Here is a 13,783-nt window from a genome sequence, read left to right as displayed (position 1 = left end):
GACCGGGACGACATTGGGGGCGAGAAGCGCGACGGACCGCCGCGCCCCCAATGTCCCCGGGAGGACTCCGTGCCCCGTTTCGCCGACATCAGTGTCGCCAAGCGGCTGTCCGCCATCGTGGTGACCGGTGTGCTGGTCGCCGGCGCGGTGACCGGCATCGGAGCCTGGTCACAGGCGCAGTTGTCCAGCCACGCGGAGACGCTGCGGGCGTACACGGCGACCAAGGGCGCCCTCAACCACCTGGACACCCGCGAGAGCGAACTCAAGGTCGACGCCTACCGGGCCGTCAGCGGCGAGGACACCACCTCCGACGCCGCCGACGACGTCACCTCGGCCAAGGAGGCCCTGGACGCTGCCTCCGCGTACGTGCTGCCGGGGAACATCGACACCCAGATCGACGCGCTCGCCACCGACGTACAGGCGTTCAGTGCCTTCATCACCCTCTTCGTAGCCGACGCCAAGGCGGACCCGGCGAGCATCAAGGGCCGGTACGACAGCGTCCAGGAGAAGAACCACGCGGTCGACGACAAGATCAGCGCCGTGCACGAGGAACTGGACGCCGCCGTCGCCGATCAGCAGACGGTCATGGCCGACGTGACCAGCGGCGCCCGGCTGTGGATGGTGCTGGTCTCCGGCCTCGGCCTGCTGCTCCTGCTGAGCCTGTCGGTGCCGCTGGCGCTGTCCATCCTGCGACCGGTCCGGCGCGTCGGCCTGGTCGCCTCCGCGCTGGCCGACGGCGACCTCACCGAGCGCACCGGCATCGCGTCCCGCGACGAGATCGGCGTGATGGCCGCCTCGCTGGACCGCGCGATGGACAACATGCGCCAGACCATGTACGACATCGCGGCGAACGCCGACTCGCTCGCCGGCGCCGCCACCGAACTGGCCGCCACCAGCGCGGAGATCGCCGGGGCGACCGGCCGGACCAGCACCGAGACCTCCTCGGCGTCGCAGGACGCCCAGAACATCTCGCGCAGCGTGCAGACCGTGGCCGCCGGTGGCGAGGAGATGGGCGCGTCGATCCGGGAGATCGCCGAGAACACCAGCCGGGCCGTCGAGGTCGCCGGTCAGGCCGTTGCCGAGGCCGCGCTGGCCAACGAGCGCATCGAACGCCTCGGCGAGTCGTCCGCCGAGATCGGCAACGTGATCAAGCTGATCACCTCGATCGCCGCGCAGACCAACCTGCTGGCCCTGAACGCCACCATCGAGGCCGCCCGGGCCGGCGACGCGGGCAAGGGATTCGCCGTGGTCGCCTCCGAGGTCAAGGATCTGGCCCAGGAGACCGCCCGGGCCACCGAGGACATCAGCCGTCGCGTCGCCGCCATCCAGGCCGACACCGGCGGCGCGGTCGAGGTCATCACCCGGATCGGCCACGTCATCGGCAAGATCAACGAGTACCAGACGACCATCGCCAGCGCGGTCGAGGAGCAGAGCGCCACGACCTCGGAGATGTCCCGCAGCATCGCCGAGGTGGCCTCCGGCGCCGACCGCATCGCGGCCAGCATCGCCGACGTCGCCCGGGCCAGCAGCGCCAGCAGCGACGGCGTCAACCAGACGAACCAGACCAGCACCGAGGTCGCCCGCACCGCCGAGCAGCTCCGCGCCCTGGTCACCTCATTCCGCGTCTGACGACGGCTGCCGGCGGTCCTCCGGCTCCTCGCCGGGCCGGTCACCCAGCCATGCGCTGAGGCCGCTGTGGTCGTCGGTCTGGATCACGTCGGCGCCGTGCCGCTCGATGGCCGTGGCCCAGGTGAAGGCCTCGTCGCGCTGCAGGGTGTTGATCCAGATGCGGCTGGTGGCGCGGGCCCGGGCCACCACGTCGGGCTGGATCTGCGGGTCGGTGGGACGGTCGAAGAGCAGCTCATACGCGTGGGGCTGCCGCTCGGGGAAGGCGCCGATGTCGCCCGCGTTGGCGTCGTCGACGATGTGGCTGTAGCGGATCCGCGGGTCGCGGCCGAGGAACGTGGCCACCTCCGCGACCGGGGCGTCGCTCTTGAACAGGCCCTGCTCCAGCTGGCCCAGCTCGGCCAGCAGGTCGTAGACCTGATCCCGGTAGTCCCACGCCTTGTCCAGGTTGATCACCGTGCCGGTACCGCCGACGGCCCGCATGGCCTCGCGAAGCGTGGGGACGGTCGCGTCGGTGACGGCCGCCGCCTCGCCGCCCGGGCCCGACCGCAGCCGAAGGGCCTCGACCTGGGTGAAGGTCAGCTCATCTACCCGGCCGGCGCCGTTCGTGGTCCGGTCGACGGTCCGGTCGTGCATCAGGACCAGCTCGCCGTCGCGGGTCCGCTTGACGTCGATCTCGACGACGTCGGCGCCCCGCGCGACGGCCTGGGTGATCGCCGCGAGCGAGTTCTCCGGCGCGTCGCGCCAGTCCCCGCGGTGCGCGGCGACCATGACGGGGGCGTCCGGCCCGTGCCGGAGGAACACGGCGGCGGGCGTCTGGAGCTGGTGGACGAGCGCGACCTCGGGTGGTGCCGCGCGCGGTACGGCCGCCACGGCGACAGCGGCGGCCAGGGCACCCCAGATCGCACATCGCATGATCCCAGTCTCGGGCCACGACGCGGTATCCGCATTTTTCCAGGGCAAGACGCGGATTGTTACAAGGAACGGTCCAACTATTGCGAGCAGATGACGACGCCTGTCAATATGGCGCCATGGCCGTCCCCCGACGTACTGTCCTCACCGCTGCCGCCCTCGCACCCGCCGCGACCCTCCTCACCGATCTCACCCCCGCGCACGCCGCCTCCCCGCCCGGCGATGTCGTGGGCAAGATCTCCGTCGGCTACCAGGGCTGGTTCTCCTGCCCCGGCGACAACGCGCCGATCGGCGGCTGGTGGCACTGGAGCCGCGACCGCTTCCAGCCGCCCTCACCGAGCAACACCACGATCGTGTCCTGGCCGGACAACCGCGACTACGCGCACGTCTACCCCACGGCGTACCCGAATCTCGGCGACGGCCGGCCCGCGACCCTGTTCTCCTCCTACGACCAGCAGACCGTCGACACCCACTTCCGCTGGATGCAGACCTACGGCATCGACACGGCCGCGCTGCAGCGGTTCAACCCGGTCGGTGATGAGGGCCCGACGCGCGACGCCATGACACTCAAGGTGCGTGCGGCGGCCGAGGCCACCGGTCGCAAGTTCTATGTGATGTACGACGTGACCGGCTGGACCAACATGCAGTCCGAGCTCGTCAACGACTGGGTGACCAAGATGTCGGCGCACGCCTCGTCCCCGGCGTACGCCCGGCAGAACGGCAAACCGGTCGTCTGCGTGTGGGGCTTCGGCTTCAACGACGACGGCCGCCCGTTCGCCCCCGCCGCCTGCCTCGACGTCATCAACCGGCTCAAGGCGCAGGGCCTCTACGTGATCGGCGGCGTGCCCACCTACTGGCGTGAAGGCAGGAACGACAGCCGGGCCGGCTTCCTCGACGTCTACCACGCCTTCCAAATGATCTCGCCGTGGATGGTCGGACGCACCGGCGACCTCGACGGGCTCGACTGGTTCTACGCCAACGTGAACACCGCCGACCAGGCCGACTGCAACGCGCGCGGCATCGACTACCAGCCCTGCGTGCTGCCCGGCGACCTGTCCAGCGGCCACCGCCGGCACGGCGACTTCTACTGGCGCAGCATCTACAACATGGTCCGGCTCGGCGCGCAGGGCCTCTACGTGTCCATGTTCGACGAATACAACGAGGGCAACCAGATCGCCAAGACCGCGGAGACGGCCGCCTCGGTGCCGGCCGGAACGGGCATCCGTGCGCTGGACGAGGACGGCACGTTCTGCTCCGCCGACTACTACCTGCGGATCACCACGGACGGTGGCCGCATGCTCAAGGGCCAGATCCCGCTCAGTCCCGTACGCCCGACCCAGCCGAACAACGGCACCCAGCCGCCGCCGGTCCTGGATCTGGCGCGCGGACGCGCAACCTCAGCGAGTGGCCACGTGCAGAATTATGTGGCGGGCAACGCGGTCGACGGCGACGGCGGGAGCTACTTGGAGAGCGTCAACAACGCGTTCCCGCAGTGGATCCAGGTCGACCTGGGCACGGCCGCGACGGTCGGCCGCCTGGTGCTCAAACTGCCGCCGTCGTGGGGTGCCCGCACGCAGACGCTGGCGATCACGGGCAGCACCAACGGTACGGCGTTCACGACCCTCAGCGCGTCGACGGGCCGCACCTTCGACCCGGCCTCGGGCAACACGGTCACGCTGACCTTCACCCCGGCCCAGACCCGTTTCGTACGCGTCAGCGTCACCGCCAACACCGGCTGGCCGGCCGGACAGCTCTCCGCCCTGGAGGTCTACGCCGCTTGACAAGCCGAGCCCCTTGTCGGATATCAATGCATTGCCCTGCGCCGCAGGTTTTGTGGGGTGCGTGCCCTTGCTTTCGCGACGGCGTGGTCGAGTGGGGTCGGGTCGGGTTGCCAGGCGGGCTGGGTGTCTGCTCGCGGTGGTTGCCGCCGTTTTTGCTGGGCGTGGGGTCGGGTCGGGTCGCCAGGCGGCAGGCGCGTCGTGTCGCCGTCGCTGCCGCCGCTCCCGGTGGTAGCCGGGCACGCAAGTGGTAGCCCAGGGCGGCATCGCCGGCTCCGGCTCCCGGCCCTTCGGCCCCCGGCCCCCGGCCCCCGGCCACGGGGCGCCCGGTGGCCGAGCGCCCGGCCACCCTGACTCGTCCTGGCCGGCCACGGCACGGCCGGTGGTAGGACCGGGCGCTATCCGTGGGCGGCGCACCGCCCTCGGCTACCACTTCTGCAGACCGTGGTGGCTCAGGACGGCATTCGCGGCCGGATACCGCCCGGTCCTACCACTTGCGCTTGGTTCTACCGCTCGCGCGTGGTCCTACCACTTGCGCTTGGTTCTACCGCTCGCGCGTGGTCCTACCACTTGCGTTGGGTCTCAAGCGCGCGCCCGGCCCGAGCCGCGAGCGGCGGCAGCGACGGCGAGTGGGCACCCGGGCGCATGGCAACCCCGGCCCGATCCGACGCCCGGCGAAAGCGGCGGCGATCACCGCGAGCAGACTCCCGGCCCGCCTGGCAAACTCGGCCCGATCCGACGCCCGGCAAAAACGGCGGCGATCACCGCGAGCAGACTCCCGGCCCGCCTGGCAAACTCGGCCCGATCCGACGCCCGGCAAAAACGGCGGCGATCACCGCGAGCAGACTCCCGGCCCGCCTGGCAAACTCGGCCCGACCCGACGCCCGGCGAGTGCGGCGGCGATCACCGCGAGCGGGCATCCCGGCCCGCCTGGCAAACCCGGCCCGACCCGACGCCCGGCGAAAGCGGCGGCGGGCTCGGGTCAATAGTCGTAGCGGTAGCTGGGGCGACGTGATCGGTAGGACGGGCGGCGGTTCATCAGGTCCCGGCGGATCAGGAAGAAGCCCGCCAGCAGCAGGATCGCGGCCAGCCCGCCGACGATCCAGGGGAGGCCCACCGATTTCTGGTTCTGCGAGACGGGATTGAGCGCTGTCGCGGGGGCGCTGGACGTGGCCGACGGGTTGGGTGCGGCGGGCAGGCCGGTGTAGTCGACCAGGCCGCTGCTCTCCAGCAGGGTCAGGTGGGTCATGACGAACTGGTTCGCCTGCTGGGCCAGCTTGCGGACGGTGTCGTTGCGGGTGCTCGTACGGATGGTGGCGATCGCCGGGAAGATCTTGCCGTGGGCGGCGCGCAGGCGGTCGACGTAGATCTGGTCGAACTCCTCGCCCTCGGGGGCCTCGCGCATCTCGGAGAGCCAGCCCTGCTGGTCCGCGTTGGGCTTGCTGGGCAGCTTGATCTTCAGCTTCTTGGCCGCGTCGCGAGCGAACTTGTCCAGCTGGATGTGCTGGTCGGCGATGGAGCGGCCGATCTGCTGGATGCGCGGGTTGTCGGATTTCTCCTCGGCCATCTCGCCGGCCGGGATCTCCCACAGCCCGGCGAGCCGCACCTTGACGACGAGGTCGATGTCGGCGGGGGACACCGTGCCCCGGTTGCGGTCGTCCTGCAGCTCACCGGGCGGCACCGGCACGCCCGGTTCGGCTGCCAGGGCGGCGCGCCCAGGTTCGAGCAGGATCAGCGCTACGGCGGCGAGCGCCGGACCCCATAGACGACCCCACCAGACTGCCTGGCCTTCGCCACGCATACCAACCTCCCGGTGTCGCGGCGCATCGACACGCCCAACCTCCCGGTGATACGAGGCACAAGCCGAAACGGATCAACGTCTGTTCGGATTCGTCACTGGTCGTCGACGAGGTCGGTGGCCCCGCCGGCCTCCGTTTCGCAACCGGCGGCGGCGACAGCGAGTGCCAGGGTCGCGGCGGCCAGGGCCGGGCGTAAGGGGCGTATCTGAGCCTCTCCCCGAGGAGACGGGCAAGTTAGGTTAGGCTGCCTAACCTCCGTCAGCTGACCAGGGGTTACCTGGTCCACCCGCTGGATTTGCAGGCCTCGGTGAGGGCGGACGCGTGGGCCCGCCACTGCTTGTCGTCGTCGGCGTTCTGGCCGAGCTCCGACGCCCGATCGGCGACGGGGTCGTTCTCGGTGTCCATCGTCGACTGCAGGACCACGTCGGCCAGCCGCAGCCGGGCGGCCTGCGACTTTGCTTTCGGGTAGCCCGAGGCGAAGTCGTCACAGGCCTTGACCGCGGCGGCGTCCAGCGGCGCCTTCGGCGGGGCCTCGCCGTCGCCGTTGCCGGCCATCGAGCCTCTGACCAGCAGTGCTACGGCGATCAGGGCGATGACGGCCACGACGGCGAGGATGCGGTTGTTCACCTTCAGCTTCACAAGCCTTCAGCGTACGGATGCGTCGACGGTCCCGCGTTCGGTGTCTCAGTGGCCGGTCGCCGCCTCGGTTCACGGAAGCGGGCGTACCGCCGGTTCGAGCAGCGACAAGCTCCTCTGCTCCGCGTCGAGGGTGACGCGCAGGCCGACCGGCATCGGCAGGTTCGGGCCGGCGTGTCCGAACTCGACGTTGCCCAGCACCGGGATGTCGCGGTCGCCGAGGACGTCGAGCACGATCTCGGCCAGGGTCGGTGACGCGCCGGGTCCATCGAGTCCGTCGATCTCGTGCGGGACGCCCACGACCATGCCGGCGATCCGGTCGAGGATGCCGGCGTGCCGCATGACCTGCAGATAGCTCCACACGTACGCCGCCAGGCCGCCTTTCTCCTCCCAGAACAGGACGGCGCCGTCGAACCACTCGAGCGGCAGCGCGTACGGCGTCGCCTGGTTCAGCACGATGCGATTGATCACCCCGCCGATCAGGCGGCCCTCGGCACGACCGGGGCGCCAGCATTCCCACGACGGGGTGGTGGGCAGCGCGCCGAGCGGCTCCGTACCGGTCAGCAGTGTCGCGTAGAGCCTCTCCAGCTCCGCCCTGCGAGCCGCGGGCGCGGTCTGCCACGCCCCGCCGAGCCCGGGCGTGGCGAGGTCGGTATGGAATCCGACGAGACCCGTCTGCCGGTAGAGCACCAGATGCAGCAGCGAGATGTCGCTGTAGCCGAGGATCGGCTTGGGGTCGGCCCTGATCGCCTCGACGTCGATCAGGTCGAGGTAGCCGAACGCTGTCTGGCCGCCGTCATGCGCGACGATGGCGCGCACCTCGGGATCGCGTAGCAGGGCGTTGAACTCCTCGGCGATCTCGGCCGGCGTGGCCGCGCTCCACCAGTGCTGTCGTCCGGCTTCGAGCAGCGGCCCCCGGCGTACCCGGAATCCCATCCGTTCGAGCACGGTGGCCGCCTGATCGAGGTGGTGCTCCCAGACGGCGTGGACCGGCCCCGACAGCGAGGCGATGACGACGAGGTCCCCGGGTTTCAGGGCGCGCGGTCGCAACAGCTGAGGCGGTACGCCGGAAGTCATCGGGGCAGTATCGCCACGCCGTCGGCCAGGCGCCACGCGGTTACGCCGACGGCTGCGGCGTCAAGAATCTGAATTCGCTTAAGTAGGCAGGTCAAGCGCGATCTTGATCGAGCGTTGTGATTGACCTGGGGCTTGACAACCCAAACTTAAGCGGCTTAATAATGGCGCGCAGCAGCATCGCCGCGCCACCGCGGCGATCCAAGTTAGGGGTCCGCCGATGCATGTGCGTTTCGTGCCCGTCGTCGCGGTCGTGGCCACTGTCGCGCTCGCCGCCGGCGGCTGCTCCGACAGCTCGTCGCCCGGCAAGACCGCCGGCGCCGCGAACAGCTCGATCACGATCTTCAACGGCTCCACCGGGACGATCACCGAGAACTGGAACCCGTTCATCCCAGCGTTCCTGCAGCCCACCGCCGGGGTCATCTACGAGCCGCTCTTCTACCTGAACCTCGCCAGCGACGTCCCGCCCGCCCCGATGCTGGCCACCGCCTTCAAGTGGGACGCGTCCGGCAAGCAGCTCACCATCACCACCCGCGAGGGGGTGAAGTGGACCGACGGGCAGCCGTTCTCCGCCAAGGACGTCGCCTTCACCTTCGAGCTGATCCGCAAGAACGAGGCGATCAACAGCGCCGGACTGGCGTTCACCTCGGCGAAGGCGACCGACGACAAGACCGTGGTGCTGACCTTCCCGGTCACCTCGTTCACCGCCGAGCCCAGCATCCTCGGCAACACCGCCATCGTGGCCGAGCACGTCTGGAGCAAGATCCCCGACCCGGCGAAGACCACCAACCCGAAGCCGGTCGGCACCGGGCCGTACAAGCTCAAGGAGTTCTCCGCGCAGAGCTACGTGCTGGAGAAGAACCCGGCGTACTGGCAGCCGGGCAAGCCGCAGATCCAGACGCTGCGCTACATCGCGCTGGCCACCGCGGACGCCGCCAGCGCCGCGCTCACCGCCGGCCAGGTGGACTGGATGAGCTCCTTCCTGCCCGGCCTCGACCAGCTGCTGAAGAACCAGGAGAACCTCACGTACGTGAACACGCCGGTGCTCACCACCTCGATCTTCACCTGTAGCAACGTGGCGCTCGGCTGCTCGGGACCGCAGACCGACGTGGCGGTGCGCCAGGCCGTCTTCGAGGCACTCAACCGCGATCAGCTGAACAAGCTGGCCGGCGGCGGGTTCGCCGCGCCCGGGTCGCCGACCCTGCTGCTGCCCGACCGCGACCAGAAGTGGATCGCCGATCCGGCGCTGAAGACGATCCCGGGCACACCGGACGTGGACAAGGCCAATCAGATCCTCGACGCGGCCGGCTGGGCGAAGGGCGCGGACGGCATCCGGGCCAAGGGCGGCCGGCGGCTGTCGATGACGATCCAGACGGTGACCGGCTGGAGCGACTACATCTCGCTGAACGACTCGATGACCCAGCAGCTCAAGGCCGTCGGCATCGAGCTGAAGCCGGGCCAGCTGTCCTACAACGAGTGGAACAACAACCAGGTGCAGGGCAAGTTCCAGCTCTCGCTGGACTCGATCGGGCTGGGCCCGTCGGCCAACCCGTACTTCACCTACAACCCGCGCTACTCGTCCAGGCTCACCAAGAAGGTGGGCACGGCCGCCGCCAACTCGGGCAACTACGCCCGGTACGCGAATCCGGCGGTGGACGCCGCGCTGGCCAAGGCGGCCGAGACCAACGACGAGAACGTCCAGAAGCAGCAGTACGCGCTGATCCAGGAACAGATCGTCAAGGACCTGCCGTACATCCCGATCTACGTGAACTCCACGCTGACCGAGTTCAACACCAGCCGCGCCACCGGCTGGCCCACCAACGACAACAAGTACGCGTTCCCGGCGACCTGGAAGAGCTGGGACAACGGCGTCGTGCTGGCCAACCTCAAGCCGGCCGGGTAAGGCACGCGTGCGGTATCTGCTGCGGAAGCTCGGGTTCTACGCGATCGCGTTGTGGGCCGCGCTCACCGTGAACTTCGTGATCCCGAGGCTGATGCCGGGCGACCCGGTGGACCTGCTGATCGCCAAGCTGGGTCAGCGCGGCCCGGTCAGCCCGGAGACCCGCCGGTCGATCGAGGCGCTGCTCGGCACCGGCGGCGATCAGCCCGTCATCGGTCAGTACGCCGACTACCTGGGCAACCTGGCGACCGGTGACCTCGGTGTGTCAGTCACCTACTTCCCGGCGACGGTCAGCTCAATCATCGGCCAGACGCTGCCGTGGACGATCGGGCTGATCGGGCTGGCCACGGTCATCTCGTTCGCCGTCGGGATCCTGCTCGGCACGCTGGCCGGCTGGAAACGCGGCTCGCGGCTGGACACCCTGATCCCGGTCACCACGATGTTCCAGTCGGTGCCGTACTTCTGGCTCGCCCTGGTCCTGCTCTTCCTGCTCGGCAGTGTGGTGCCGGTCTTCCCGCTCAACGGCGGCTACGACGTCTACACGGTGAGCCCCGGGTTCACCGCGGGGTTCATCACCTCGGTGCTCTGGTACGGGACGCTGCCGGCGCTGACCATCATCCTGTCCTCGGTGGGCGGCTGGATGCTCGGCATGCGCAACATGATGGTGTCCACGATGTCCGAGGACTACCTGCTCACCGCCGAGGCGAAGGGTCTGCGGACCGGGCGGATGATGCGTGCGTACGCGGCGCGCAACGCGATCCTGCCGTCGGTCTCCGGGTTCGCCATCTCGCTGGGCTTCGTGGTGGCCGGGTCGATCGTGACCGAGGCGGTGTTCTCCTACCCGGGCATCGGATCGGCGCTGCTGCAGGCCGTCGGGTCCAACGACTACGCGCTGATGCAGGGCATCTTCCTGGTCATCACGCTGTCCGTGCTGGGCGCCAACCTGCTGATGGACCTGCTCTACTCGGTGATCGACCCCCGCACTCGCACCCGGGCGCGGGCATGAGGGGCGTGCCGCTGACCGGCAAGCTCGTCGTCGGGCTGGGCCTGGCCGGGGCGATCCTGCTGTTCGGGCTGCTCGGCCCGCTCCTGGTGACGGATCCGTCGGAGGTCGACGACATCGGCCTGGCCGGGCCGAGCGGCGCGCACTGGCTGGGCACCACGCAGACCGGTCAGGACGTGCTGGCCCAGCTCGCCCACGCCACCCGCGGCTCGTTGCTGGTGGGCGCGGTGGTCGGGGTTCTCACGCTGCTGCTGTCGGCGTTCTTCGGGGTGGTCGGCGCGTACGCGGGGGGATGGGTCGACGAGGTGTTCTCGGTGTTCACCAACGTGTGGCTGGTGATCCCCGGCCTGCCGCTGGTCATCGTGATCTCCAGCTACGTGCCGGACAAGAGCATCTGGCTGGTCTCCCTGGTGCTGTCGCTCACCGGGTGGGCTGCGTCCGCCCTGGTGCTGCGCGGCTACATGCTCAGCCTGCGCAACCGCGACTATGTCCTGGCGTCCCGGGTGGCCGGCGAGAAACGCTGGCGGGTGCTGGCCGTCGAGATCCTGCCCAACCTGATCCCGCTGCTCGCCTCGCAGGTGGTCTTCGCGGTCATCTTCGCGATCCTCGGTGAGGCCGGGCTGTCCTATCTCGGCCTCGGCGCCACCGGCTCGTTCACCTGGGGGACCATGCTCTACTACGCCCAGAACGGGCTCGCCCTGCGGCTCGGCGCGTGGTGGTGGTTCGTGCCGCCGGGCCTGCTGCTGGCCCTCTTCGGCGCGGCCCTCTCGATGATCAACTTTTCGATCGACGAGATCATCAACCCGAAGCTGCGCAACCAGACCCGCGCCGCCCGCCGAGGCTGGCGGATGTCGCGGCAGCAGCTCGACAAGGCGCGGGAGGCCACGCGATGACCGCCCCGGTGCTGACCGTCGAGAACCTGAGCATCGACTACCTCGTCGAGCCGGTCGTGCACGCCGTGCGGGACGTCTCGTTCAGCCTGCGCCGCGGCGAGGTGCTCGGTCTGGCCGGCGAGAGCGGGTGCGGCAAGAGCACCCTGGCGTACGGCATCGTCCGGCTCCTGAAACCGCCGGCCGCGGTCACGTCGGGCCGGGCGGTGTTCCACTCCCGCGAGGGTTTCGACATCGACTGGAACGAGCTCGGCGCCGAGGACCTGCGGGCGGTCCGCTGGGACAAGATCTCCATGGTGTTCCAGGGCGCGATGAACTCGCTCAACCCGGTCCTCTCGATCCGCGCCCAGCTGGAGGACGTCTTCACCACCCACCGCCCGGAGATGAGCCGGCGGGAACGCCGGGAGCGCTGCGCTCAGCTGCTCGAACGCGTCGGCGTGGACGCCGGCCGGCTGCGGGCCTATCCGCACGAGCTGTCCGGCGGCATGCGGCAGCGGGTGATGATCGCGATGGCCATGGCGCTGGAACCGCAGGTCATGATCATGGACGAGCCGACCACCGCCCTCGATGTGGTGGTGCAGCGGGAGATCCTGGGGGAGATCACCCGGCTGCGCGAGGAGCTCGGTTTCGCGGTCATCTTCATCACCCACGACCTGCCGCTGCTGCTGGAGATCAGCGATCGCATCGCGGTCATGCGCGAGGGCGAGATCGTGGAGCTGTCCGACGCGCTGCACCTCTACACCGAGCCTCGGCATGCATACACCCGGCAGCTGCTCGCCTCCTTTCCCAACCTCACCGGCGAGCGTGGTTCGTTCGTGCGGGGGAGTGCGCTGTGACCACATTGGAGGTCGAAGACCTCGTCAAGAAATACCGCCTGCGCAACGGCTTCCGGTCGGAGACACTCCGGGCGGTCGATCGGGTGAGCTTCACGCTCGACCCCGGGCGCACCGTCGCGCTGGTGGGGCAGAGCGGCAGCGGCAAGTCGACGATCGCCAAGCTGCTCATGCAACTGGAACGGCCCACCTCGGGCCGGATCCTGCTGGACGGGCGGCCGGTGGAACGGCGTGGGGCCGGGCTGGCGCGCTGTCGGCGTACCGTCCAGATGGTCTTCCAGGATCCTTTCGCCTCGCTCAATCCCTTCCACACGGTCGAGCACCACCTCGAACGCCCCCTGCGGCTGCACCATCGTGGCCTGACCGACGCCGAGATCCACCGGCGGGTGCTGGGGCTGCTCGAACGGGTCCGGCTGACACCCGCGGAGACCATCGCCCGCCGCCGTCCGCACGAGCTGTCCGGCGGTCAGCGCCAGCGGGTCGCCATCGCCCGCGCGCTCGCGCCCGAGCCGGGCATCCTGGTCGCCGACGAGCCGGTGTCGATGCTCGACGTCTCCATCCGCCTCGGTGTGCTGAACCTGCTGGCCGGCCTGCAGCGCGAGGAGCGGCTGGGCGTCCTCTACATCACCCACGACCTGGCCACCGCCCGGCACTTCTCCGACGAGATCCTGGTGATGTACCGCGGGCAGGTGGTCGAACGAGGCCCGGCCGACGAGGTCATCCTCTACCCGCGGCACGAGTACACCAAGACCCTCGCCGAAGCCGCGCCCAACCCGGAACGACGGATCAGCCAGCAACGCGGATAGAGATTCGTTCGCGGTGGAGGTCTGGTGAGGGTTCGCGTTGCCGAGCTTTCGGTGCCTGCCGCGCTGCCGCCACTTTCGCCGGGCTGCCAGGCGCCCGTGGTGCCCCCACTGTGTTGCCGCCGCTCGTGCCCCAGCGTGGGGTCGAGCCGCGTTGCCATGCGGCCGAGGTGCCCACTCACGGTGGTGGCCGCGCTCGTGGGTGGTGGCCGCGCTCGTGGGTGGTGGCCGCGCTCGTGGGTGGTGGCCGCGCACGCGAGTGGTAGCCGGAAGCGGGGGCATCGGACGGACCGAGCTCGCCGGCAGTGGTAGTCAGAAGCGGAATCCGGGGCCTGGACACCGTCCGGGTCTACCACTCCCGCGGACCGTGGTAGCGAGGAGCGGTATCCGGGGCCCGAACCCGGGCCTTGACCCCTGTTCTTGGACACGGGTTTATGCGGCTGTCGCCAGCGTAGCTGGCGTGGTTTGAATGTTGTTTTCGTAGTTGATCGGGGATTGCTGTCCGAGGTGGGAGTGGCGGCGGATGGTG

11 protein-coding genes are annotated in these 13,783 nt (G+C 69.7%); 7 read left to right on the top strand and 4 right to left on the bottom strand.

From position 1 onward, the window contains the following. Positions 1–69: 69 nt before the first annotated feature. Positions 70–1,629, top strand: coding sequence for a methyl-accepting chemotaxis protein (locus QSK31_RS32835; RefSeq protein WP_285688466.1), 1,560 nt, complete (start codon positions 70–72; stop codon positions 1,627–1,629). Here QSK31_RS32835 and QSK31_RS32830 read toward each other — a convergent pair. Continuing rightward, positions 1,615–2,541: a glycerophosphodiester phosphodiesterase family protein gene (locus QSK31_RS32830; RefSeq protein WP_285688465.1), complete on the bottom strand. Its 927-nt coding sequence runs from the start codon at positions 2,539–2,541 to the stop codon at positions 1,615–1,617. The genes QSK31_RS32835 and QSK31_RS32830 overlap by 15 nt on opposite strands. 116 nt (positions 2,542–2,657) lie before the next feature. Between QSK31_RS32830 and QSK31_RS32825 the strand changes: the two genes are divergently transcribed. Beyond that, a complete protein-coding gene (locus QSK31_RS32825; protein WP_285688464.1) occupies positions 2,658–4,319 on the top strand; it encodes a glycoside hydrolase family 99 protein in 1,662 nt (553 codons plus the stop codon). A gap of 979 nt (positions 4,320–5,298) precedes the next feature. On the opposite strand, the gene QSK31_RS32820 is transcribed toward QSK31_RS32825, so the two are convergent. The 3 genes from QSK31_RS32820 to QSK31_RS32810 all read right to left on the bottom strand — a co-directional run bounded on the left by QSK31_RS32820 (position 5,299) and on the right by QSK31_RS32810 (position 7,828). Further along, positions 5,299–6,117 carry a DUF4142 domain-containing protein gene (locus QSK31_RS32820; RefSeq protein WP_285688463.1) on the bottom strand — a complete coding sequence of 273 codons (819 nt, stop codon included), beginning with the start codon at positions 6,115–6,117 and terminating at the stop codon, positions 5,299–5,301. Positions 6,118–6,388: 271 nt separating this feature from the next. Further along, entirely contained in the window at positions 6,389–6,754 is a 366-nt protein-coding gene (locus QSK31_RS32815) for a hypothetical protein (RefSeq protein WP_285688462.1), read from the bottom strand. A 69-nt stretch (positions 6,755–6,823) separates the two neighbouring features. Further along, positions 6,824–7,828, bottom strand: coding sequence for a S66 peptidase family protein (locus tag QSK31_RS32810; protein WP_285688461.1), 1,005 nt, complete (start codon positions 7,826–7,828; stop codon positions 6,824–6,826). 217 nt (positions 7,829–8,045) lie between these two features. On the opposite strand from QSK31_RS32810, the gene QSK31_RS32805 reads away from it, so the two are divergent. The 5 genes from QSK31_RS32805 to QSK31_RS32785 are packed head-to-tail and all read left to right on the top strand — an operon-like array spanning position 8,046 to position 13,257. Then, positions 8,046–9,728, top strand: a complete 1,683-nt coding sequence (locus QSK31_RS32805; protein WP_285688460.1) for an ABC transporter substrate-binding protein — start codon at positions 8,046–8,048, stop codon at positions 9,726–9,728. Positions 9,729–9,735: 7 nt separating this feature from the next. Then, positions 9,736–10,731 carry an ABC transporter permease gene (locus tag QSK31_RS32800; protein ID WP_285688459.1) on the top strand — a complete coding sequence of 332 codons (996 nt, stop codon included), beginning with the start codon at positions 9,736–9,738 and terminating at the stop codon, positions 10,729–10,731. Beyond that, positions 10,728–11,621, top strand: coding sequence for an ABC transporter permease (locus tag QSK31_RS32795; RefSeq protein WP_285688458.1), 894 nt, complete (start codon positions 10,728–10,730; stop codon positions 11,619–11,621). The genes QSK31_RS32800 and QSK31_RS32795 overlap by 4 nt, the downstream gene beginning before the upstream one ends. Beyond that, positions 11,618–12,454 carry an ABC transporter ATP-binding protein gene (locus QSK31_RS32790; RefSeq protein ID WP_285688457.1) on the top strand — a complete coding sequence of 279 codons (837 nt, stop codon included), beginning with the start codon at positions 11,618–11,620 and terminating at the stop codon, positions 12,452–12,454. The genes QSK31_RS32795 and QSK31_RS32790 overlap by 4 nt, the downstream gene beginning before the upstream one ends. Further along, a complete protein-coding gene (locus tag QSK31_RS32785; protein WP_285688456.1) occupies positions 12,451–13,257 on the top strand; it encodes an ABC transporter ATP-binding protein in 807 nt (268 codons plus the stop codon). Before QSK31_RS32790 ends, QSK31_RS32785 begins: the two co-directional genes overlap by 4 nt. Positions 13,258–13,783 lie beyond the last annotated feature (526 nt).

It is taken from the genome of Actinoplanes sp. NBRC 103695 (genome assembly GCF_030269485.1).
Taxonomy (GTDB): domain Bacteria; phylum Actinomycetota; class Actinomycetes; order Mycobacteriales; family Micromonosporaceae; genus Actinoplanes.
This window is presented reverse-complemented; position numbering and strand designations above follow the sequence as displayed.

Excerpts from the sequence above, each read along its gene's own strand:
- QSK31_RS32820 (WP_285688463.1), bottom strand. The coding sequence starts at position 6,117 with ATGCGTGGCGAAGGCCAGGCAGTCTGGTGGGGTCGTCTATGGGGTCCG.
- QSK31_RS32810 (WP_285688461.1), bottom strand. The coding sequence starts at position 7,828 with ATGACTTCCGGCGTACCGCCTCAGCTGTTGCGACCGCGCGCCCTGAAA.
- QSK31_RS32795 (WP_285688458.1), top strand. The coding sequence starts at position 10,728 with ATGAGGGGCGTGCCGCTGACCGGCAAGCTCGTCGTCGGGCTGGGCCTG.
- QSK31_RS32830 (WP_285688465.1), bottom strand. The coding sequence starts at position 2,541 with ATGCGATGTGCGATCTGGGGTGCCCTGGCCGCCGCTGTCGCCGTGGCG.
- QSK31_RS32805 (WP_285688460.1), top strand. The coding sequence starts at position 8,046 with ATGCATGTGCGTTTCGTGCCCGTCGTCGCGGTCGTGGCCACTGTCGCG.
- QSK31_RS32790 (WP_285688457.1), top strand. The coding sequence starts at position 11,618 with ATGACCGCCCCGGTGCTGACCGTCGAGAACCTGAGCATCGACTACCTC.
- QSK31_RS32825 (WP_285688464.1), top strand. The coding sequence starts at position 2,658 with ATGGCCGTCCCCCGACGTACTGTCCTCACCGCTGCCGCCCTCGCACCC.